We start from the raw sequence: 21,781 nt of genomic DNA, 5'->3' as shown, positions 1-21,781 counted from the left end.
ATCCCGGGGGCCGGCGTCGCACGGATACTGCGGGTACTGCCTGGAGCTGCTGATCCGAGGATCAGAAGTCCATGTCACCGCCCGGCATGCCGCCCGGAGCGGCCGCGGAGGCCTTCTCCGGCTTGTCGGCGATGACGGCCTCGGTGGTGAGGAAGAGCGCGGCGATGGACGCGGCGTTCTGCAGGGCGGAGCGCGTGACCTTCGCCGGGTCGATGATGCCCTCGGCGATCATGTCGACGTACTCGCCGGTCGCGGCGTTGAGGCCGTGACCGATCGGCAGGTTGCGCACCTTCTCGACGATGACGCCACCCTCGAGACCACCGTTGACGGCGATCTGCTTGAGCGGGGCCTCCAGCGCGAGCTTCACGGCGTTGGCGCCCGTGGCCTCGTCACCGGTCAGGTCGAGCTTCTCGAAGACGGCCGAGGCCTGGAGCAGAGCCACGCCACCACCGGCGACGATGCCCTCCTCGACGGCGGCCTTGGCGTTGCGCACCGCGTCCTCGATGCGGTGCTTGCGCTCCTTGAGCTCCACCTCGGTGGCGGCGCCGGCCTTGATGACGGCCACGCCGCCGGCCAGCTTCGCGAGACGCTCCTGGAGCTTCTCGCGGTCGTAGTCCGAGTCGGAGTTCTCGATCTCGGCACGGATCTGCTTGACGCGACCCTGGACCTGGTCGCTGTCGCCGCCACCGTCGACGATGGTCGTCTCGTCCTTGGTGATGACGACCTTGCGGGCGGTGCCGAGCAGGTCGACGCCGGCGTTCTCCAGCTTGAGACCGACCTCCTCGGAGATGACGGTGCCACCGGTGAGGATGGCGATGTCGCCGAGCATGGCCTTGCGGCGGTCACCGAAGCCCGGAGCCTTGACGGCGACGGACTTGAAGGTGCCACGGATCTTGTTGACGACCAGGGTCGACAGAGCCTCGCCCTCGACGTCCTCCGCGATGATCAGCAGGGGCTTGCCCGACTGCATGACCTTCTCGAGCAGCGGAAGGAGGTCCTTCACGTTGCTGATCTTGGAGTTGACGATCAGGATGTACGGGTCGTCGAACGACGTCTCCATACGCTCCATGTCGGTGGCGAAGTACGCCGAGATGTAGCCCTTGTCGAAGCGCATACCCTCGGTGAGCTCGAGCTCCAGACCGAAGGTCTGGGACTCCTCGACGGTGATGACGCCTTCCTTGCCGACCTTGTCCATCGCCTCGGCGATCTTGGCGCCGATCTCGGTGTCGGCAGCGGAGATGGAGGCCGTCGAAGCGATCTGCTCCTTGGTCTCCACGTCCTTCGCCTGCTCCAGCAGAGCGGCGGAGACGGCCTCGACGGCCTTCTCGATGCCACGCTTCAGAGCCATCGGGTTGGCACCCGCGGCGACGTTGCGCAGGCCCTCGCGGACGAGCGCCTGGGCGAGAACGGTCGCGGTGGTCGTACCGTCGCCGGCGACGTCGTCCGTCTTCTTGGCGACCTCCTTGACCAGCTCCGCACCGATCTTCTCGTACGGGTCCTCGAGCTCGATCTCCTTGGCGATGGAAACACCATCGTTGGTGATCGTGGGCGCGCCCCACTTCTTCTCGAGGACGACGTTACGGCCCTTGGGGCCGAGGGTGACCTTGACGGCGTCGGCGAGCTGGTTCATCCCGCGCTCGAGACCGCGCCGTGCCTCCTCGTCGAACGCGATGATCTTGGCCATGTGAAGTGGTCCTCCCGGACAGGGGTGGATTTCTCCGGACCGGGAGGCGCCCGCGACGGACGGCCTGCGGCTCAGTGGTTCCTTGCCCCACTGCACCTGCGGGCCTCACCGGCCCGATCCAAGTTTCTGTCACTCTCACCTGGAGAGTGCTAACGCCAATGATTAGCACTCGACCCCAGAGAGTGCAAGCGCCTTCGGCGAAGGCACGCTGGACGGATGACGGGCCTCCCCGCTCGGGCAGAGCCTTGAACTGGGGGAACGCCGGGCGACGGGTGGGCGCGGGCACCCGCTCGGGATGTGGACGAACCGGGCGGGCGTGAGCGCCCCGCTCCGGCGCGGACGGCCGACGGGGCGACGGAGAGACGGGGCGACGGGGCGACGGGGCGACGGGGCGACGGGGCGACGGAGAGACGGAGAGACGCACCCTCCGTCCGCGGACAACGGACGGGGCGACGGAGAGACGCACCCTCCGACCGTGGACGGCCACGGCGCCACACAGACGCACGCGGGGCCCGTACCCCTGATGGAGGTACGGGCCCCGCGTGCGTGAGTAGTGTCGTTGGCCGACCGCGCCGAGCTCAGCCGACGGCGAGCTTGACCATGTCCGCCTGCGGCCCCTTCTGGCCCTGCGAGATCTCGAATTCAACTCGCTGACCCTCTTCGAGGGTGCGGTACCCGTCCATCTGGATCGCGCTGTAGTGGACGAAAACATCCGCACCACCGTCGACCGCGATGAAGCCGTACCCCTTCTCCGCGTTGAACCACTTGACGGTGCCCTGAGCCATGCCTAACTCCCCTATTACTGGCCCTTGCACGAGCACCGCACTTCGCGGGCCCGGGTCAGAACTCACCCTCCGACAGGAGAGGGTGGCGTGCGCCGGAACGCGTCGACCGCGGCCGAATGTATCTGCCCAACTGCCCTCTGCAACAGGTCAATCGGACGAGAATTCTGGGCGCGCGGGAACGAACGGATTGCCCGAACTCATAGGATTCCGGGGCAAGTCGGGCCTGACAAAGGTTACTTATGCCACAAGGAGTGCACGCACATTGGCTGCTTCTTGTCGTGACCGGGCGCATTCTCATATGCGGGCGGCACGGGCAGCGGCGGGGACTTCCCCAACTGTACCGCGCTCAACCATGCAGAATGGCCCCCTCCGCTTCTCTCGCGGAGGGGGCCACATCGCTCACTCTGTGGAATCGGGCAGCCGGGCGCGCCCGTAGCCGTCAGCCGCCGGCGACGGCCGGGATGATCGAGACGCCGGCGCCGTCCGGGGTGGCCGCGTCCAGACCGCCCTCGAAGCGCACGTCGTCGTCGTTGACGTACACGTTGACGAAGCGGCGCAGCTTGCCCTGGTCGTCGAGGACACGGGCGCCGATGCCCGGGTGGTTCTGCTCCAGGGACGCGATGACCTCGGAGAGGACAGCCCCCTCCGCCGAGACCTCGGCCTGACCGTCCGTGTAGGTGCGGAGGATGGTGGGGATACGGACCTTGACGCTCATGTGGGTGCCTTCCTTCGGTCTCGGGTGGTCAGTTGGCGGCGGCGAGGCCGGCGTCGCGGAACGCGTCCAGGCTGGGCCGGATCGTCGCGGACAGGCCGGTCGTGGGAGCGACCGCGTCGAGCGTCTTCAGCCCGTCGCCGGTGTTCAGGACGACGGTGGTGAGGGCCGGGTCGAGCAGACCGGCGTCGATCAGCTTCTTCGTCACGCCGACCGTCACCCCGCCCGCGGTCTCGGCGAAGATGCCCTCGGTGCGGGCCAGCAGCTTGATCGCGTCGACGACCTGCTCGTCGTTGACGTCCTCGACGGCACCCCCGGTGCGCCGGGCGATGTCCAGGACGTACGGGCCGTCGGCCGGGTTGCCGATCGCCAGCGACTTGGCGATGGTGTTCGGCTTCTGGGGCCGCACGACGTCGTGGCCGGCCTTGAAGGCGGTCGAGACCGGGGAGCATCCCTCGGCCTGGGCACCGAAGATCTTGTACGGCTTGTCCTCGACGAGGCCGAGCTTGATCAGCTCCTGCAGACCCTTGTCGATCTTCGTGAGCTGCGAGCCGGACGCGATCGGGATGACCAGCTGGTCGGGCAGCTGCCAGCCGAGCTGCTCGCAGATCTCGTAGGCCAGGGTCTTGGAGCCCTCGCCGTAGTACGGGCGCAGGTTGACGTTGACGAAGCCCCAGCCCTCGCCGAGCGGGTCGCCGATGAGCTCCGAGCAGAAGCGGTTGACGTCGTCGTAATTGCCCTCGATGCCGACCAGCTCACCGCCGTACACCGCGGCCATGACGACCTTGCCCTGCTCCAGGTCGTGCGGGATGAACACGCAGGAGCGGAAGCCGGCGCGGGCCGCGGCGGCGCCCACGGCGCCGGCGAGGTTGCCGGTGGAGGAGCAGGACAGCGTGGTGAATCCGAAGGCGCGGGCGGCCTCGACGGCGATGGCGACGACACGGTCCTTGAAGGAGTGCGTCGGGTTGCCGGAGTCGTCCTTGACGTACAGGCCGCCGGTCACGCCCAGCTCGCGGGCGAGGTTGTCGGCCTTGACCAGCTTCGTGAAGCCGGGGTTGATGTTGGGCTTGTCCGCGACGTCGGAGGGGACCGGCAGCAGCGGCGCGTAACGCCAGATGTTGTTCGGACCCTCGGCGATGCGCTTCTTCAGCTCTTCGGGGGAGCCGCTCGGCAGGTCGTACGCCACTTCGAGCGGCCCGAAACAGGACGCACAGGCGAAAATGGGGCCGAGTTCGAAACGCTCGCCGCATTCGCGGCAGGAAAGCGCCGCGGCGGGACCGAGGTCCACGGCGGAAGAATCGGTGTTTGCTGCAACTGTCTGCACGGCCATGATGGCGGAGGCCCTTTCTCCTCATCTTCCCTGCGACGTATTTCGCCGCAAGACGGAATTGGCACCTTCCCCACCGTGACCTCGCGGTCGGCAGGAGGGTTGCCGGGACTTCAACGGGCCGTTCCCTCAGTCCCTCTGGATGAGCGCTGTGGCACCGGACCATGGATCCGGGCGTTTATTCGCGGACCGACCCCGACATGCGAGGGTCATCCGCGTTGTTCAAGACTGTAACCGAAGCACTGGACGGTTGAGATAGTCGTCCGAACCGCGAGATGGATCACATACAGGGAGTATCGACCGTGCTGGAAGAGGTGGAACGCTGGCTGACCAGGCGTTCCTGGTCCGCTGCCGACCGCCCGCTGGACAGCCTCACGGCCGCCCGGGCGGGGGATCCGCGCCGCTCGCGGGTGAGCGTCGTCCTGCCGGCGCTGAACGAGGAGGCGACCGTCGGCGCGATCGTCGCGGAGATCCGGCGCGAGCTGATGGAGAAGGTCCAGCTCGTCGACGAACTCGTCGTGATCGACTCCGGATCCACCGACGCCACCGCCGAACGGGCACGCCGGGCCGGCGCCCGCGTCGTGCACCGGGACGCGATCCTCCCCCGCATCCCCGCGCTGCCGGGCAAGGGCGAGGTCCTGTGGCGGTCGCTCCTGGTGACCAGCGGGGAGATCGTCTGCTTCGTCGACGCGGACCTCAAGGACTTCTCCGCGGACTTCGTCTCCGGGATCGTCGGCCCGCTGCTGACCGATCCCACGGTGCACTTCGTCAAGGCCATGTACGACCGGCCGCTCGGCGAGAAGCCGGGTCAGGGCGGCCGGGTGACCGAACTGGTGGCCCGCCCGCTACTCAATCTGCACTGGCCTCGACTGGCCGGCTTCGTCCAGCCGCTGGGCGGCGAATACGCCGTGCGGCGCTCCCTGCTGGAGCAGCTCCCCTTCCCCGTCGGTTACGGAGTGGAGCTGGGCCTGCTCGTCGACGCACTGCACACGGTCGGCCTGGACGCGCTGGCCCAGGTCGACGTCGGCGTACGCAGACACCGCCACCAGGACGGACAGGCCCTCGGCCGGATGGCCGCGGCGATCTACCGCACGGCGCAGCTGCGGCTGTCCCGGGGACCCCTCGTACGGCCCGAGATCACCCAGTTCGAGCGGGGACCCGACGGCTTCGTCCCGCGCACCCATGCGGTGGACACCGAGGAGCGGCCGCCGATGCGGGACATCGCGGAGTACGCGTCGCACGACGCGGCGTAGACGGTTCCCTCCGCCCGGCTCCGCGCCCGTCCTCCGGTCAGGCTGCGCGCCCGCTTCACGTTTGGCGGCTTCCCGAACGGGCTAGGTTCGGGTACATGGTCTCCGAGCACGCTGCCCAGGTCCTCGTCGCGTCCAATCGCGGCCCGGTGTCGTACACACGGCGGGAGGACGGCTCGCTCGACTCGAAGCGGGGCGGCGGCGGGCTCGTCTCCGGCCTCAGCGCCGTCGACGACAAGCTGTGGGTGTGCGCGGCCCTCAGCGACGGCGACCGGGAAGCGGTCCGGCGCGGCGTGTCCGAGCCCGGCGTACGGATGCTCGACATCGACGCCGGGGTCCACGCCGACGCGTACAACGGCATCGCGAACTCGGTGCTCTGGTTCGTGCACCACATGATCTACCAGACGCCGGTGGAGCCCGTCTTCGACGCGGAGTTCCGCCGGCAGTGGGCCTCCTACGAGACGTACAACCGGGCCTTCGCCGAGGCGCTCGCCGAGGAGGCGGGCGAGGGCGCCGCGGTCCTGGTGCAGGACTACCACCTCTCGCTGGTACCCGGCATACTGCGCGAGCTCCGCCCCGACCTGCGCATCGGACACTTCTCCCACACTCCCTGGGCGCCCGTCGACTACTTCCGGCTGCTGCCCGACGACATCGGCGAGCAGCTGCTCAAGGGCATCCTGGGCGCCGACCGCGCCGCGTTCCTGACCCGCCGCTGGTCGGACGCCTTCATCGGCTGCTGCACGGAGATCCTCGGCGGCACCGGCCACACCCGGATCGGGGTGCACGGGCTGGGCGCCGACGCGGACTTCCTCCGCCGCCGCTCCCGTGAGGACGACGTGGACGAGCGCATGGAGATCCTGCGCGACCAGGTGGGCGCGGACCGGCGCACGATCGTGCGGGTGGACCGCACCGAGCTCTCCAAGAACATCGTCCGCGGCCTGCACGCCTACCGGGCCCTTCTGGAGGAGCGCCCCGAGTGGCGCGGGCGCGTGGTCCACGTCGCCTTCGCCTACCCCTCCCGGCAGGACCTCGCGGTCTACCGCGACTACACGGCGGAGGTCCAGCGGGTCGCCGACGCGATCAACGCGGAGTACGGCACGGAGGGCTGGACCCCGGTCATCCTCCACGTCGACGACGACTTCGCCCGCTCCCTGGCGGCGTACCGGCTGGCGGACGTGGCACTGGTCAACCCGATCCGCGACGGCATGAACCTGGTCGCCAAGGAGGTCCCGGTCGTCTCGGACCACGGCTGCGCGCTGGTGCTCTCCCGGGAGGCGGGGGCGTACGAGGAGCTGGGCGAGGACGCGATCGTGGTCAACCCGTACGACGTGTCGGCGACGGCGGCGGCGCTGCACGAGGCGCTGACCATGGACGCCGACGAGCGGGGCGCCCGTACGAAGCGCCTGGCCGCCGCGGCGACCGCGCTGCCGCCGCAGCAGTGGTTCCTGGACCAGCTGGAGGCGCTGCGCGGTTAGGGTCTCCCGTCCGGATCAGGCCGGGCTCGCGTGCCCGGCCTGATCCCGACGAGATGCCTCAGGGTCCGACCCGCTGGGCGAGGGCCGAGAGCAGGTCCGCCACCGCTTCCGGTCCCGGCAGCACCAGGTCGGCGCGCTCGGCGAGTTCGGGGACCTCGGCGCCGCTGCACACCAGCAGGCCCGGGGTGCCGTGGGCGCGGAGCTTCTCCACCGCGGCGTACGCGGCCAGGTCGCCGAGGTCGTCACCGGCGTACAGCACCGCCTCGGCCCCGACCTCCTTCACGTACTCCTCCAGCGCCACGCCCTTGTCCATGCCCGGCGGGCGCAGCTCCAGGACCAGGCGGCCCGGTTCGACGATCAGCCCGTGGCGTGCGGCGAGGCCGGCGAGCGGGGCGGCCAGGGCCTCGAAGGCGGCCTGCGGGTCGTCGGCGCGGCGGGTGTGGACGGCGACCGCCCGGCCGCCCTTCTCCTCGATCCAGGTGCCGCTGCCGGCTCCCGCCTCCTCCAGCACGGCGGGGAGCTCCGCCCGCACGGCCTCCACCCCCGGGTCCGCGGCGGGAGCGTGGACGGTGGCCGTGGCGGCGTCCCAGCGCTCGGCGCCGTAGTGCCCGAGGACGACGAGGTGGTCCAGGCCCGGCGCCCCGGCGAAGCCCCCGTACCGGACGGCGGTGTCGGCCGGGCGGCCGGTGATCACGGCCACGGCGGCGACGCGGGGGGCGAGGGCGGAGAGGGCCGGGACCACCCGGGGGTGGGCGCGGGACCGCTCCGGGTCGGGGACGATGTCGGCGAGCGTGCCGTCGAAGTCCAGCGCGACGACCGCACGGCCGGGCCGGGCGAGGAGCGCGGCGAGACCGTCACGGCCGGCCTGGGTGGACGGGGTCGGGAGGGGGTGTGCCGGGTTACCCATACGCCCGAGCGTATCGGTGACCGGGCGGGCGGCGGGGTCCGCGCCGCGCCCACGACGGAACTGTTCCGCGGCACTCACCCCGAGGCCAGCTGCTCCGCGATCTCCTTGAGCCAATCACCGGTCCTGGCCGGGTCGTTGAGGGTCTCGGCCCACACTTCCGGCTCCAGCTTGTGCTCGGCGGGGCCGGACTTGAGCGCGATGAGCAGGGCTCTGGCGGACTCCCGGATCTCGGCCGTCGTCCCCCCGCTCCCGGAGATGTCGGGCCCCGCCGCCAGAGCGTAGATCTCCCGGGCCATGGCCGCGCGTTCGCCCTTCGACACCTTCTTCCAGAACTTCAGGGCGTGCTGAAGCGACTCCGTGCGGTTCTTGGCCTGCTCAGAGGTCTCTCCCTCCGGCGCCCAGCGCTCGGGGTGGCGGGCCTCCTCGTAGCGCTTCGTGGCGGCGCGGAGCGCCTTGTACAGGGTGACGCCCAGGACGAGGCCGGCTCCGGCCCCGGCGAGGCCCCAGCCGACCGGGTTGCTCGCCAGCGCACCTGTTCCCGCCGCTACCGCCGTGACGATGCCCGCCGCGGCCTTGGTGGACTCTCCGACCGCACCGCCGACCGCTTCCTTGCCGATCTTGGTGAGCTGCTTCTTCTTCGCGTACTTCTGAGCCGCGCTCAGCCTCTCCGCCTCGTCCTCCCCGAGACTCTCCGTGTGCTGGAGGTTCTCGGCGGCGGTACGGGCCGCGCCCGCCGCCTGCCAGACACCGTCGAAGGCCTCGGACACGGCCTCCATCCGGCCCTCGGCGTCATCCTGGTCCCAGGCGGCGCTCAACGCGACGTCCGCGTCCTCCACGGCCCTGCCGGTCTGCTCCACCGACCGGTGCAGCCGGTCCACCGACTCCGTGAGGACGAGGTGGGGATCTCTGAGATCCTTCACGTTCTTGTACTTGCGGCCCGTCTTCGCTATGCGGACCACGGCCCGTCCGCCCTTCGCCAGACCGGCGGAAGCGCTGAGAGCACCACTCGCCTCGGACGCCACCGCGGCCTCCGCCACCTTCTGGAGCTTGGTCGTCTCCTTGGCGATGCCGGCGCCGTAGGCTCCGACGCTGACGGCGCTGACGGCCGTGTCGGTCCCCTTGACCTTGGCCTTCTTGTTCGCCGTGTGGTGCTTGGCCCCGCTCTCGTGCTTCTTGGCGTCCTTCATGTTCTTGTACGCGTCCATACCGCTGACCACGGTGCCGGGGAGCTCGGTGAGGAGGTTCCCCGCCGCGGCGGATGTCCCCGAGGCGGCGGTGGAGTGCTTGAGGCCCTCGTTGGCCGTGGACGCGGCCTGCTGGGTGAAGCCCGCGTTGGCGGGGGTCTGGAATCCCTTGATGAAGGTGTCGATGGGCTCGAGATTCTTCTTGAACCTGTCGAGGAAGGCGGAGATCCGACCCCGATAGTCCTTCTTCTTCGCTTCGGCGGGCACGTCGCCGTTCTCCGGAGCCGTCTCCCCTCCCGCGGCCTCCCGGGCGCGCTGTACGGCTGCGGTCGCGGCCCGGTTGCCCGCGCGGGGCTGCATCGCGAGGAAGGCCTGCTCCGGCGCGCCCGCGGACGTGCTCCCGGTCCGGCTTCCTTCCCGGCGCTGCCGGGCCGCCGTCGGGACGACCGCGGGCTGCCGTGCCGGGGTGCGGTGGACCGGAGTGCTCATGGGCGTACCTCTCCTGTGACCGACCGGGCGAGGGGAGAGTAGCCAGGCGTGGTCAACAGCAGGGGTACGACGAGGAAACTCCGCGGACGGTGTGGAACGCGCCTCAGCGCCGCCCGCGCCGAGCCTCCCGGACCCGGCGCAGGCGGTTGACCGTGACCGGGTCCTCCTCCAGCGCGCGGCGGTCGTCCAGCAGCGCGTTGAGCAGCTGGTAATAGCGGACCGGTGCGATCCCCAGCTCCTCGCGGATCGCCCGTTCCTTGGCCCCGGGGCCCGGCCAGGAGCGCCGCTCCAGGGCCAGGACCGCGCGGTCCTGGTCGGAGAGCGGGGCGGCGGAGCCGTCGGGATCCGGGGGGCGGGCGGTCATATCAACCAACCTACCTACTCCGCGCTCTCCGCCTGCCGGGCCTTGGACGCGATGTCCACCAGCACGCCCTCCGGGCTGCCGCCCGGCTCGACCGCGGCGCCGATCCCTTCCTTGACCGTCTCGCTGACCTGGGCCCATGACGTCTTGCCGAACGGGGGCAGCGTGGAGTTCGGCAGTGCCGTGAGGAACTCGTGCAGCGACTTGTGCTTGCTGTCCTCCGCCATCTCGGCGGAGGCGCTGCTGGTCACGGGCAGCAGGTCGTACTGGTCGGCGAAGGCCAGCACGTTGTCGTCGTCGTAGGCGAAGTCGAGGAACTTGCCTATCTCCACCCGGTGGCCGTTCTGCTTGAAGCCCATCATCCAGTCGGCCACGCCCATGGAGCCCCGGGTCGGTCCGTCGATCCCGGGCAGCGGGACCATCCCGACGTCGACGCCCTTCTTCTCGGCCTCCTGCATCAGCGTCGGGTGGCCGTTCAGCATGCCCACCTTGCCGTCGGTGAACGCGTCGAAGGCCTTCGCCCGGTCGAGCTTCCCGGGCGCCACGGGTCCGGTGAGGCCCTTGCCGACGAGGTTGTTCCTGAGCCACTGGAAGGTCGCGATGTTGGCCGGGGAGTCGATGGCGTAGTTGCCGACGTCGTCCGTGTAGCCGCCGCCCCCGCTGAGCAGCCACATCAGGGTCTCGGCCTGGGACTCCTCCTGGCCCAGCGGCAGGGCGAAGGGGTACGTCACACCGCGCTGCTTCAGCGCGGTGGCGTCGGCCTGGATGTCGTCCCAGGTCTGCGGGGCGCCGATGCCCGCCTTGTCGAAGAGGCCCTTGTTGTAGAAGAGCAGCCGGGTGCTGGCCACGAAGGGCAGGCCGTAGAGATTGCCGTCGACCTTGCCCGCGTCGGTGAGCGAGGGCAGGAAGTTGGAGCCGGTGCGGATGGCTATCATCTCGTCGGCCGTGTAGAGCTTGCCCGCCTCGGCGTAGTCGGCGTACGCCCCGATCTGCGCGATGTCGGGGGCCTTGCCGGCCTTCACCATCTCGGCGACCTTGCGGTCGACGTCCTTCCAGGAGTAGACGCTGACCTCGACCGTGATCCCGGGGTTGTCCTTCTCGAACTTCCCGGCGACGTCGTCCCAGTACTTCTGCGAGCTGTTCTCCGCACCGGTGCCGTAGTCGGCCGCGACCAGCCGCAGGGTGACGTCGCCGCCGCCTCCGGTGTCCGAACCACACCCCGACAACGCCATTGTCATACCGAGTGCGGCCACCGCCGCGGTCAGACCCACAAAGCGCCGCTGCACAGCCCTGTCCACCCCTACATTGGTCGACGCGGAAGTCATCGCTCCGGCGACGACCCCGCGATCCTGCCCTCACCTCCGCACGGAGGTCTACACCACCGGTGCATCGATCCGGCAATCTAGCAGGACCGTTTTGTATGGGTGCTCAACAAACCTCGATAGTGGACTAGACCTTTTGGGGGTCGTCGGGCGAAACTGTCTCCCGTGAGACACGTCATCGCCCTCGATGTGGGCGGCACAGGAATGAAGGCCGCTCTGGTCGGGGCCGACGGCACCCTCCTCCACGAGGCGCGCCGGGCCACCGGCAGGGACCGCGGTGCCGAGGCCGTCGTCCAGACGATCCTGGGCTTCGCCGCGGATCTGTACGCCTACGGCGAGGAGCACCTCGGCGAGGGCGCGGTGGCGGCCGGCGTCGCCGTGCCCGGCATCGTCGACGCGGACCGCGGGATCGCCGTCTACGCCGCCAATCTGGGCTGGCGCGACGTGCCCCTGCGGAAACTGATCGGCGAACGCCTCGGCGGCATACCGGTCGCGCTCGGACACGACGTCAGGACGGGCGGGCTCGCCGAGGGGCGGATCGGTGCCGGCCGCGGCGCGGACCGCTTCCTCTTCGTGCCGCTGGGCACCGGGATCGCCGGAGCCATCGGCATCGCCGGCACCATCGAGGCGGGCGCCCACGGCTACGCGGGCGAGATCGGCCATGTGGTGGTCCGCCCGGACGGCCCGGACTGCGGCTGCGGACAGCGCGGCTGCCTGGAGACCCTCGCCTCGGCCTCCGCCGTCTCCCGGGCCTGGGCCGCCGCGTCCGGCGACCCCGACGCGGACGCCGCCGACTGCGCGAAGGCCGTCGCCTCGGGGGACCCGGCGGCCCTGCGCGTGTGGCAGGACGCCGTCGACGCGCTCGCCGCCGGGCTGGTCACCGCCCTCACCCTGCTGGACCCCCGCACGCTCATCATCGGTGGCGGACTTGCCGAGGCGGGGGAAACCTTGTTCACACCACTGCGTGCGGCTGTCGAGGAACGGGTCACGTTCCAGAAGCTGCCTCACATCGTCCCGGCGGCCCTCGGGGACACCGCCGGATGCCTGGGCGCAGGGCTGCTCGCCTGGGATCTACTCTCCACGGAGGTATCCGCCTGATGGCCGGACGCGCAGACAGCACGGTTCTCACCGGTGCCCGGGTGGTGCTTCCCACCGGGACCGTCGAGAACGGCCGGGTGATCGTCGAGGGCACCCGGATCGCCGGCAGCACGACGGAGGACGCCCGGACCGTCGACCTCTCGGGCCACTGGGTGGTCCCCGGATTCGTGGACATCCACAACCACGGCGGCGGCGGCGCGTCCTTCGCCACCGGCACCGCCGAGGACGTCCTGACCGGGGTGAGGGCGCACCGCGAACACGGCACGACGACCGTCGTCGCCTCCACCGTCACCGGCGAGATGGACTTCCTGGCCCGCCAGGCGGGCCTGCTCTCCGAACTGGTCGAACAGGGCGAGCTCGCCGGGATCCACTTCGAGGGCCCGTTCATCTCACCGTGCCGCAAGGGCGCCCACAGCGAGGAGCTGCTCCGCGACCCGGACCCCGCCGAGGTCCGCAAGCTGCTCGAAGCGGCGCGCGGCAGCGCCAGGATGGTCACCCTGGCCACCGAACTCCCGGGCGGCATCGAGTCCGTGCGGCTGCTCGCCGAGCACGGGGTGATCGCAGCCGTCGGCCACACGGACGCGACGTACGAGCAGACCGTCGAGGCGATCGACGCCGGTGCCACCGTCGCCACCCACCTCTACAACGCGATGCCCGCCATCGGGCACCGCGCCCCGGGACCGATCGCGGCCCTCCTGGAGGACGAGCGGGTCACCGTCGAGCTGATCAACGACGGCACCCATCTGCACCCCGCGGCCCTGGAGCTCGCCTACCACCACGCGGGGGCCGACCGGGTCGCGCTGATCACCGACGCCATGGACGCGGCCGGCGCGGGCGACGGCCTCTACGAGCTCGGTCCGCTCGCCGTCGAGGTCAGGGACGGTGTGGCCCGTCTGGTCGAAGGCGGGTCGATCGCGGGCTCCACCCTCACCCTGGACACCGCCTTCCGCAGGGCCGTGACGATCGACAGGATCCCCGTCGACGACGTCGTCCGGTCGATCTCCGCCAACCCGGCCCGCCTCCTCGGCCTGTACGACAGGGTCGGCTCGCTGGACCCGGGCAAGGACGCCGACCTGGTGGTCCTGGACGCGGACTTCGCGCTCAAGGGCGTCATGCGCCGCGGCGAGTGGATCGTGAAGCCCGCCGCTGTCTGACGGGCAACCGGCGATCGAACACGTAACGAAGAGACGGCGGTTGTCCCCGGCACCTGGGACGGCCGCCGCCTCTTTGGCATGATCACCGAGGGCGGCGCCGCGAGGAGACGGCACGCGGGAACGGACGACGAAGGAACCGGGGGCCGGTACAGGTGATACTGACCGTCACGCTGAACACCGCACTCGACCTGACGTACGCCGTCCCCGCCCTCGTCCCGCACTCCAGCCACCGCGTCCGGGAAGTGACCGAACGCCCCGGCGGCAAGGGCGTCAACGTGGCCCGGGTGCTCTCCGCGCTCGGCCACGACACCGTGGTCACCGGCTTCGCCGGCGGCGCCACCGGAGCCGTCCTGCGCGAACTCCTCGGCGCACTCCCCCACGGCCCGGCCGACGCCCTCGTGACCGTCGCGGGGAACACCCGCCGCACCCTCGCGGTCGTCGACCGCTCCTCCGGCGACACCACCCAGCTGAACGAACCGGGCCCGCACATCGGCCCCGGTGAATGGGCGGCCTTCCTGGGGACGTTCGGGGACCTGCTCCCCGCCGCCGAGGCCGTCGCCCTCTGCGGCAGCCTGCCACCCGGCATCCACGTCGGCGCGTACGCCGAGCTCATACGGCTCGCCCGCACCGCCGGCGTACCCGTGCTCCTGGACACCGGCGGCGAACCCCTGCGCCGCGGCATCGCCGCACGCCCCGATCTCGTCAAGCCGAACGCCGACGAGCTCGCCCAGCTCACCGGAGCCCGCGAGCCGCTGCGCGCCACCCGCGACGCCCGCCGCCGGGGCGCGCACAGCGTCGTCGCGTCGCTCGGCGCCGACGGGCTCCTCGCCGTGACCCCCGACGGCATCTTCCGGGCCGCACCGCCGTCCGCGGTGCGGGGCAACCCGACGGGTGCGGGTGACTCCGCCGTGGCCGGACTGCTCTCCGCCATCGCCGAGGGGCTGGGCTGGCAGGACCGGCTCGTACGGGCGGTGGCACTCTCGACGGCGACCGTGCTGGCCCCGGCGGCCGGCGAGTTCGACCGCGCGGCCTACGAGGACCTGCTGGACCGCGTCACCGTCGAACAGCACGCGCCGGCCGCCTGAGCCGCCACCGGAGGAGAACCCGGAAAACACCGCGTCCCGGCTCGCGGTGTGCGAGGACCGGGACGACGGTGGTGGACCGCTGGGCGCCGTCAGTTCTTGACGTGACCCGACTTCAGCGACAACTGGTCGAGGTTGGCGTCGCACGAGTCGCCCTCGTTGCACGAGAGCATCAGCGTGTTCGACCCCTTCTCGAGCTGGACGTACGCGTACGTGTTGGTCCAGCCCTTCTCCAGGTCTCCCTCGGCGGCGTGCGCGAAGTTCTTCATGTTGATGGAGCGGGGGTCCTGGTCGTTGACCGTGAGGGACGTCTTGGCGTCCTTGCCGGGCACGCCGTACGTCACGTACAGCGTGTACGGACCGCTCGCCGGCACGTCGACCGTCCAGGTGGCCGACCGGCCGACCTCGTTGAGGCTGATGTACTGGCCGTTGGCGCTCTTGGCACCCTTGACCGTGTTGTCCAGCGACGCCGTACCACCGAGCGACAGCGTCGCCGCGTCCTGCTCCGGCAGATCGACGGGCTCCTTGGACGGCTTCGTGGACTTCTCCGGCTTCGGGGACTCCTGGACCTCGTCGGCCGGACCCGCCGACGAACCGGCCTCGTCCTTCTTGCCCTCGCTGTCGTCACCCGTCATCAGGGCGGCGCCGATACCGACGAGCACGACCGCGACCACGGCGACGGCCGCGATCAGCAGCGCCTTGGTGTTGGGTCCGCCACGGCCGGGACCGGCATTCCTGCCGCCGCCGCCCGGCACGGACCCGTGCTGCGCGGTCACCGCACCGCCGGGGTAGGTCTCCGGCGCCGCGTACTGCGCGTTCGGCTGCCCGTACTGCTGGGACTGCTGGCCGTACTGCGGCGGAGCCTGCTGGCCGTACGCCTGCTGCGGCGGGACCTGCCCGTACTGGCGCTCACCGACCGTCCGCACCTGGTTGTACGACGTTCTGGGCACGCCGGGCTGCGCTGCCGGACCGGGGTAGCCGTAACCACCCTGCCCGGGCGGCTGTGCGCCTGCCGCCTGCCCGTCCGCGTACAGATAGCCGAACGGATCGTCGTCCTCGGGCTTGCTCGCGCCGTTGTTTCCGGCCGTCATCCCTGGGTCACTCCTCACCATGTCGCCAGCCGTCGCCGACCGGCCGAGCCTACCCCGAACGGAGCACGCGTCGAATTGCCCTCGGCCGCCCGGAAAACCGGGCGTGGTACGGGAACAGCCAGGGCGTGAACGTCAGCCGGCTCTGCGGTGAACCTTCGACCTGGACCGCTTTTCCACGTACATCCGCTGGTCGGCGGAGTGCAGGACCTCTTCCTCGGTCATGCCGCACTCGGCCCAGCCGATACCGAAACTCGCCCCGACCCTGACTGCCCGGCCGTCCACCCGGATGGGCGGAATGATGGCGTTACGCAAGCGTACGGCCAGATCTGCGGCATCTGCCGCCCCGAGGCCGTCCGCGAGGACGACGAATTCGTCACCTCCGAGCCGCGCGACCGTGTCACCGTCCCGTACGCAGGTCGTCAGCCGTCTGGCGACCTCGATGAGAACCGCGTCACCCGCGTGGTGCCCGAAGCGGTCGTTGATGGACTTGAAGCCGTCGAGGTCGCAGAAGAGCACCGCGAGCCCCTTCGTCCCGTCGTCGCGGTCCGGGTCGGGCGCCACGACGTGCACGTGGTGGTCGTAGGGGCCGACCCCCGGCGCGACCTCAGCCTCGTACACGTCCGACCGGTAGCCGTGCACCGCGCTCTCGACGTCCCCGTACGCCGCGTCCAGCGCCTCGATGGCGGAGGAGGTGACGGAGTGAGGCCTCTCACACAGGCGCGCGCCGAGCCGGGATCGCAGCTCGGCGCTGTTGGGCAGACCGGTGAGCGCGTCGTGCGAGGCGCGGTGCGCGAGGTTCAGCTCGTTGCGCTTGCGCTCCTCTATGTCCTCGACGTGGGTGAGCAGGAAGCGCGGTCCGTCGGTGGTGTCGGCGACGACCGAGTTGCGCAGCGAGACCCAGAGGTAGGTGCCGTCCCTGCGCCCGAGCCGCAGCTCGGCCCTGCCTCCCTCGGCGGACGTGCGGAGCAGGGTGCCTATGTCCTCGGGGTGGACGAGGTCGGCGAAGGAGTAGCGCCGCAGGACCGAGGCGGGGCGGCCGAGGAGCCGGCAGAGCGCGTCGTTGGTGCGCAGCAGCCTGCCGTGCTGGTCACCGCCCATCTCGGCGATGGCCATGCCGCTGGGGGCGTACTCGAAGGCCTGGCGAAAGGATTCCTCGCTGGCTCGCAGCGCCTGCTGTTCGCGCTCGAGCCTGACCAGTGCGCGCTGCATGTTTGCACGGAGGCGAGCGTTACTGATCGCAATGGCCGCCTGGGAGGCGTACATCTGGAGGGCCTCCCGGCCCCAGGCGCCGGGACGGCGGCCGTTGCGCGGCCTGTCGACCGACAGGACCCCCAGGAGGTCCAGACCTCCGCCGGAGGCGTACATGGGGGCGTAGAGGCGGTCCAGAGGGTGCCACTCGTCCTCGAAGCGGGGCTCCGGGCCCTCGGTGTGCCACTGGGGCACGTCGTCGTCGAGGAGCACCCAGCCCTCGGTGTGGGGTATGAACCGGAGTCCGTCCCACGCCTCACCCATCGAGAGCCTGCGCTCCCAGGACTCACGGGAGCCGATACGGCCGGTGATCAGGGCTTCCGCGGCGCTGTTGCCGGCGAACGCGGCGACGACGAGATCGCCGTCGGGGCGGACGAGGTTCACGCAGCCCAGTTCGTACCCGAGGCCGGTGACGATGCCGTCGGCCACGGACTGCAGCGTGTCCGCCAGGCTCCGCGCCGTGTTGAGATCAGCGACGGCCTGGTGCAACTGCCGCATGGTCGCAAGGCGGACGTACGGCTCCGACTCGGCCTCCATTGCTCGCACTCCCTGAGACCTCGACAGCAACTCCAGGTTTCATATCGACGTACTTGTTGCAGTGTCACGGCCACTGAATCACAGTGAGCTGTGCACCCGGTACACAGGGTCAACAAATATTGCTCTCTGTGAGTCATGTCACAACAGATGGTTAAGGGCATCCGGGACACCTCGTGGGACCGCTGTTATTTACCGAACGCAAATCAGGGCATCCGGTTCCCGGGTCCTAGGACCCGGCTGGTCCCCTGGCCCGATGCGGCGGCGTGCCCCGCGGGACTAGCGTGCCCGATGTGCCGCAGAAGACTCCCCCCGCCCCGCGCCCCGAAGCCGTCCCCCATGCTGAGGGGGTGAGCAACGACGAATTCCGTGCCGCCCTGTCCCGACTGGCAGCAGGAGTGGTGCTGGTCACCGCCCAGGAACCACCGCTCGACGAGCACGGCCGGGGCGAGGACGCCGGGATGACGGCGACCGCCTTCATGTCGGTCTCGCTGGACCCGCCGCTGGTCATGGTGAGCCTGCGCAACGACTCACGGATGGACGACCTCCTCGCCGAGCAGCCCTTGTGGGCGGTGTCCGTCCTCACCGGGGCCCAGCGGCACATCGCCGGACGGTTCTCCATGAAGGGCCGGATCAGCGACCGGCTGCTGTTCGAGGACATCCCGTACATACGGGGCGAGATCACGGGAGCGCCCCTGGTGGGCGGCGCGCTGGCCACCCTGGAGTGCCGCACCGAGCAGCGCGTCCTGGCCGGTGACCACACGCTGGTGATCGGCCGGGTGCTGACGGCGTCACTCCCGAGCGCGGACGACGAGCCGCTGACGTACTTCAAGGGCCGGTACCGACAGCTGGGCTGAGCGGCCGGGGGCCGCCTCGGCATCGACCGCGGGGACCGGCCGGGGGCGGCCTCGGCATCGACCGCGGGGACCGGCTCGGCGCCTGCCGCGCGGACACCTTCCGTGCCTGTCGCGGCCCGGTACCTCCCGTACCGGTCGCGGCGCGTCACCTTCCCTGCCGGTCGCGGCGCGGACGCCCTTCCCTACCAGTCGCGGCCCGAGCGCCCGCGCTTCGTGTCGCCGCGCTGCTTCTTCTCGCGCAGGCGCCGCTCGTTGATGCCGCGGGGGATCTTCTTCTTCAGACGGGGCTTGGGCGGCGGTGCCGTCGCCTCCGCCAGCAGGGCCGCCAGCCGCACGGCGGCAGTCTCCCGGTTGCGCCACTGGGACCGGTGCTCCGACGCACGCACGGACACCACACCACCGACCAGCCGGCCCCCGAGCCGCTCCAGCGCCCGGGCCTTCCACACCTCGGGCAGGGAGTCGGTCGCGGCGAGGTCGAAGCGGAGCTCCACCTGGGAGTCGCTCGTGTTGACGTGCTGCCCACCGGGCCCCGAGGACCTCGAGAAACGCCACATCAGCTCGGCCTCCGGCAGGGAGACCGAACCGCGGATGACATAGGGCCCGGACATGACACCCATGTTCCCTGGCGTACGGCCGGTTCGTCACCTTGTTTTGCGAGCGTTCGGCCAGAAGTTCGGCAAAGAAAGTAAAGCGAGCAGGAACCTCGTGGTCTCTTGTCTGCGTTAGGACGGGTGACGGTAGCTTTCGTGATGGCACGAAGCCCGCACATGACGAGGAAAGGGACTTCCCATGGCTGTAAGCCTGTCCAAGGGCGGCAACGTCTCGCTCACCAAGGAGGCCCCGGGCCTGACCGCCGTCACGGTCGGCCTCGGCTGGGACGTCCGCACCACCACCGGCACCGACTTCGACCTCGACGCCTCGGCGATCGCGGTCAACAACGCCGGCAAGGTCTACTCCGACGGCCACTTCGTCTTCTTCAACAACAAGGCGACGCCCGACCAGACCATCGTCCACACCGGTGACAACGTCACCGGCCAGGGCGAGGGCGACGACGAGCAGATCAACGTCAACCTCGCGGGCCTCCCGGCAGACATCGACAAGATCGTCTTCCCGGTCTCCATCTACGACGCCGAGGCGCGCAGCCAGAACTTCGGCCAGGTGCGGAACGCCTTCATCCGCATCATCAACCAGGCCGGCGGCACCGAGATCGCCCGCTACGACCTGAGCGAGGACGCCGCCACCGAGACCGCCATGGTCTTCGGCGAGCTCTACCGCAACGGCGCCGAGTGGAAGTTCCGCGCGGTCGGCCAGGGCTACGCCTCGGGCCTGCGCGGCATCGCGCAGGACTTCGGCGTCAACCTCTGACGTCACGGCTTCTCCGCAGGAGCCCCCGGCCGACTCCGTCGGCCGGGGGCTCCTGTGCGTTCGCCCTGCATAGCGGACACGGGCGCCTCCCATTCGGACAAGAACTGGTCAAAAACTTGTGAGGCAATTGTCGGCGTCCCGTCAAAACCGTTCATTCGGTGGCACGCTCTCCGCTCGTAACCCCCACAGGAACGAGCAACGGAGAAGGCATGACCCCCCACATGAACACCCGTCGCGCCGCTGCCCTGACCGCAGTTGCCGCGATGGTCGTCGTAGGCGTCCAGACCGGCACGGCCACGGCGGGACCCCACACCGCCGACGACACCGCCTCTTCCTCCCGCTCCACCGCCGGAGCCACCACCCTCGGCGTGAACACCGCGGCCCTCCGCACCACAGCTCTGCGGGCCGCCCAGGCGGACGCCCCCGCCGCCGCCGAGTCCCTCGGGCTGGGCAGCCAGGAGAAGCTGATCGTCCGTGACGTCATCAAGGACGCCCGCGGCACCGTGCACACCCGCTACGAACGCACCTACGCGGGGCTCCCCGTCCTCGGCGGCGACCTCGTCACCCACACCGCCGCCGACGGAACCCCGAAGGGCGTGGACAAGGCCACCTCGGCCCGTATCGCCGTACCGTCCACCCAGCCGAAGCGGAAGGCCGCAGCGAGCGCGCGCACGGTCGTCTGGGCGGGCAGTGGAAAGCCCGCCCTCGCCTTCGAGACCGTGAGGACCGGTGTCCAGAAGGACGGCACGCCCAGCAAGCTGCACACGATCACGGACGCCACGACCGGCAAGCGGCTGCACAGCTTCGAGGCCGTGGAGACGGGCACCGGGAACAGCCAGTACAGCGGTGAGGTCACGCTGTCGACCACCGAGGGCGGTTCGGGCTTCGAACTGACCGACGGCGACCGGGGCGGCCACAAGACGTACGACCTGAACCAGGGCCAGACCGGCACCGGCACCCTCCTCACCGACACCGACGACACCTGGGGCGACGGAACCGGCGACGACCGCCAGACCGCGGCGGTCGACGCCCACTACGGCGCGGCGACGACCTGGGACTTCTACAAGTCCGAGCTGGGCCGCGACGGCATAGCCGGGGACGGCCGGGCCGCCTACTCCCGCGTCCACTTCGGCACCGGATACGTCAACGCCTTCTGGGACGACAGCTGCTTCTGCATGACCTACGGCGACGGGGCCGACGACAAGAGCGCCCTCACCGCCATCGACGTGGCCGGCCACGAGATGAGCCACGGCCTGACCGCGGCCACCGCCAACCTCGACTACGCGGGCGAGTCCGGCGGGCTCAACGAGGCGACCAGCGACATATTCGGCACCTCGGTCGAGTTCTTCGCCGACAACACCACCGACCCCGGTGACTACCTCATCGGCGAGAAGATCGACATCAACGGCGACGGCACCCCGCTGCGTCACATGGACAAGCCGAGCAAGGACGGCGGCTCGGCGGACTACTGGGACGCCGGCGTCGGCGACCTCGACGTGCACTACTCCTCCGGCGTCGCCAACCACTTCTTCTACCTGCTGGCGGAGGGCAGCGGTGCCAAGACCATCGACGGGGTCGACTACGACTCCCCGACCGCCGACGGCTCCACGGTCACCGGCATCGGCCGCCAGAAGGCCTACCAGATCTGGTACAAGGCGCTCTCCGTCTACATGACGTCGAGCACCGACTACGCGGGAGCCCGCGTCGCGACCGAGAAGGCGGCCACCGACCTGTTCGGTGCCGACAGCGCCGAACTGACGGCTGTCCAGGCCGCCTGGACGGGCGTCAACGTCAAGTAACACCATCGGCTGGGAGCCGGCCGGCCTCCGGCCGGCCGGTTCCCACGCGTCGGCGTG

The 21,781-nt window shown here is 70.4% G+C and carries 19 protein-coding genes and 1 riboswitch; of the genes, 8 read left to right on the top strand and 11 right to left on the bottom strand.

All coding sequences use genetic code 11. From position 1 onward, the window contains the following. Window positions 1-61: 61 nt before the first annotated feature. The 4 genes from groL to thrC all read right to left on the bottom strand — a co-directional run bounded on the left by groL (window position 62) and on the right by thrC (window position 4,511). Window positions 62-1,684, bottom strand: a complete 1,623-nt coding sequence (gene groL, locus ACIRJR_RS04930; RefSeq protein ID WP_033297197.1) for a chaperonin GroEL — start codon at window positions 1,682-1,684, stop codon at window positions 62-64. Between the two features lie 578 nt (window positions 1,685-2,262). Continuing rightward, on the bottom strand, window positions 2,263-2,469 hold the full coding sequence (locus ACIRJR_RS04925; RefSeq protein ID WP_003967346.1) for a cold-shock protein: 207 nt from the start codon (window positions 2,467-2,469) through the stop codon (window positions 2,263-2,265). Between the two features lie 439 nt (window positions 2,470-2,908). Then, window positions 2,909-3,184 carry a MoaD/ThiS family protein gene (locus tag ACIRJR_RS04920; protein ID WP_376368846.1) on the bottom strand — a complete coding sequence of 92 codons (276 nt, stop codon included), beginning with the start codon at window positions 3,182-3,184 and terminating at the stop codon, window positions 2,909-2,911. A 28-nt stretch (window positions 3,185-3,212) separates the two neighbouring features. Then, window positions 3,213-4,511, bottom strand: a complete 1,299-nt coding sequence (gene thrC / locus ACIRJR_RS04915; protein ID WP_403773931.1) for a threonine synthase — start codon at window positions 4,509-4,511, stop codon at window positions 3,213-3,215. Between the two features lie 18 nt (window positions 4,512-4,529). After that, window positions 4,530-4,657: riboswitch (SAM riboswitch) on the bottom strand. Window positions 4,658-4,810: 153 nt separating this feature from the next. Here thrC and ACIRJR_RS04910 point away from each other — a divergent pair. After that, window positions 4,811-5,761, top strand: coding sequence for a glucosyl-3-phosphoglycerate synthase (locus tag ACIRJR_RS04910; RefSeq protein ID WP_403776342.1), 951 nt, complete (start codon window positions 4,811-4,813; stop codon window positions 5,759-5,761). A gap of 95 nt (window positions 5,762-5,856) precedes the next feature. Then, a complete protein-coding gene (locus ACIRJR_RS04905; protein ID WP_403773928.1) occupies window positions 5,857-7,233 on the top strand; it encodes a trehalose-6-phosphate synthase in 1,377 nt (458 codons plus the stop codon). Between the two features lie 58 nt (window positions 7,234-7,291). Here the strand turns inward: ACIRJR_RS04905 and otsB are convergent, their stop codons facing one another. The 4 genes from otsB to ACIRJR_RS04885 form a co-directional block, all read right to left on the bottom strand. After that, window positions 7,292-8,140, bottom strand: coding sequence for a trehalose-phosphatase (gene otsB, locus ACIRJR_RS04900; RefSeq protein ID WP_403773925.1), 849 nt, complete (start codon window positions 8,138-8,140; stop codon window positions 7,292-7,294). A 74-nt stretch (window positions 8,141-8,214) separates the two neighbouring features. Further along, window positions 8,215-9,813 carry a hypothetical protein gene (locus ACIRJR_RS04895; RefSeq protein WP_403773922.1) on the bottom strand — a complete coding sequence of 533 codons (1,599 nt, stop codon included), beginning with the start codon at window positions 9,811-9,813 and terminating at the stop codon, window positions 8,215-8,217. Window positions 9,814-9,916: 103 nt separating this feature from the next. Next, window positions 9,917-10,177, bottom strand: coding sequence for a DUF3263 domain-containing protein (locus ACIRJR_RS04890; protein WP_403773919.1), 261 nt, complete (start codon window positions 10,175-10,177; stop codon window positions 9,917-9,919). Window positions 10,178-10,191: 14 nt separating this feature from the next. Further along, window positions 10,192-11,412 carry an extracellular solute-binding protein gene (locus ACIRJR_RS04885; protein WP_403776339.1) on the bottom strand — a complete coding sequence of 407 codons (1,221 nt, stop codon included), beginning with the start codon at window positions 11,410-11,412 and terminating at the stop codon, window positions 10,192-10,194. Window positions 11,413-11,700: 288 nt separating this feature from the next. Here ACIRJR_RS04885 and ACIRJR_RS04880 point away from each other — a divergent pair, with 288 nt between their 5' ends. The 3 genes from ACIRJR_RS04880 (at window position 11,701) to ACIRJR_RS04870 (ending at window position 14,833) form a co-directional block, all read left to right on the top strand. Further along, entirely contained in the window at window positions 11,701-12,594 is an 894-nt protein-coding gene (locus tag ACIRJR_RS04880; protein ID WP_403776336.1) for an ROK family protein, read from the top strand. Further along, window positions 12,594-13,748, top strand: a complete 1,155-nt coding sequence (gene nagA / locus ACIRJR_RS04875; RefSeq protein WP_403773916.1) for an N-acetylglucosamine-6-phosphate deacetylase — start codon at window positions 12,594-12,596, stop codon at window positions 13,746-13,748. The genes ACIRJR_RS04880 and nagA overlap by 1 nt, the downstream gene beginning before the upstream one ends. Window positions 13,749-13,900: 152 nt before the next feature. Continuing rightward, a complete protein-coding gene (locus ACIRJR_RS04870) occupies window positions 13,901-14,833 on the top strand; it encodes a 1-phosphofructokinase family hexose kinase (protein ID WP_403773914.1) in 933 nt (310 codons plus the stop codon). An 89-nt stretch (window positions 14,834-14,922) separates the two neighbouring features. Here ACIRJR_RS04870 and ACIRJR_RS04865 read toward each other — a convergent pair whose 3' ends face one another. Beyond that, window positions 14,923-15,921 (bottom strand): carbohydrate-binding protein, encoded by a 999-nt coding sequence (locus tag ACIRJR_RS04865; protein ID WP_403773911.1) that lies wholly within the window; start codon window positions 15,919-15,921, stop codon window positions 14,923-14,925. 132 nt (window positions 15,922-16,053) lie between these two features. Then, window positions 16,054-17,706: a diguanylate cyclase CdgB gene (cdgB, locus tag ACIRJR_RS04860; protein WP_403773908.1), complete on the bottom strand. Its 1,653-nt coding sequence runs from the start codon at window positions 17,704-17,706 to the stop codon at window positions 16,054-16,056. A gap of 347 nt (window positions 17,707-18,053) precedes the next feature. Here cdgB and ACIRJR_RS04855 point away from each other — a divergent pair, with 347 nt between their 5' ends. Beyond that, a complete protein-coding gene (locus ACIRJR_RS04855; protein ID WP_403773905.1) occupies window positions 18,054-18,560 on the top strand; it encodes a flavin reductase family protein in 507 nt (168 codons plus the stop codon). 182 nt (window positions 18,561-18,742) lie between these two features. On the opposite strand, the gene arfB is transcribed toward ACIRJR_RS04855, so the two are convergent. Then, window positions 18,743-19,177: an alternative ribosome rescue aminoacyl-tRNA hydrolase ArfB gene (gene arfB, locus ACIRJR_RS04850; protein ID WP_403773902.1), complete on the bottom strand. Its 435-nt coding sequence runs from the start codon at window positions 19,175-19,177 to the stop codon at window positions 18,743-18,745. Window positions 19,178-19,349: 172 nt separating this feature from the next. Here arfB and ACIRJR_RS04845 point away from each other — a divergent pair, with 172 nt between their 5' ends. Both ACIRJR_RS04845 and ACIRJR_RS04840 read left to right on the top strand, forming a co-directional pair. Then, the gene (locus ACIRJR_RS04845) at window positions 19,350-19,925 is read left to right on the top strand and encodes a TerD family protein (RefSeq protein WP_103516378.1); all 576 of its coding nucleotides are present in this window, start codon (window positions 19,350-19,352) and stop codon (window positions 19,923-19,925) included. A 209-nt stretch (window positions 19,926-20,134) separates the two neighbouring features. Further along, window positions 20,135-21,724, top strand: coding sequence for a M4 family metallopeptidase (locus tag ACIRJR_RS04840; RefSeq protein ID WP_403773899.1), 1,590 nt, complete (start codon window positions 20,135-20,137; stop codon window positions 21,722-21,724). Window positions 21,725-21,781: the final 57 nt, after the last annotated feature.

Origin of the sequence: Streptomyces sp. NPDC102402 (genome assembly GCF_044765765.1) — a bacterium.
Lineage (GTDB): Bacteria > Actinomycetota > Actinomycetes > Streptomycetales > Streptomycetaceae > Streptomyces.
This window is presented reverse-complemented; position numbering and strand designations above follow the sequence as displayed.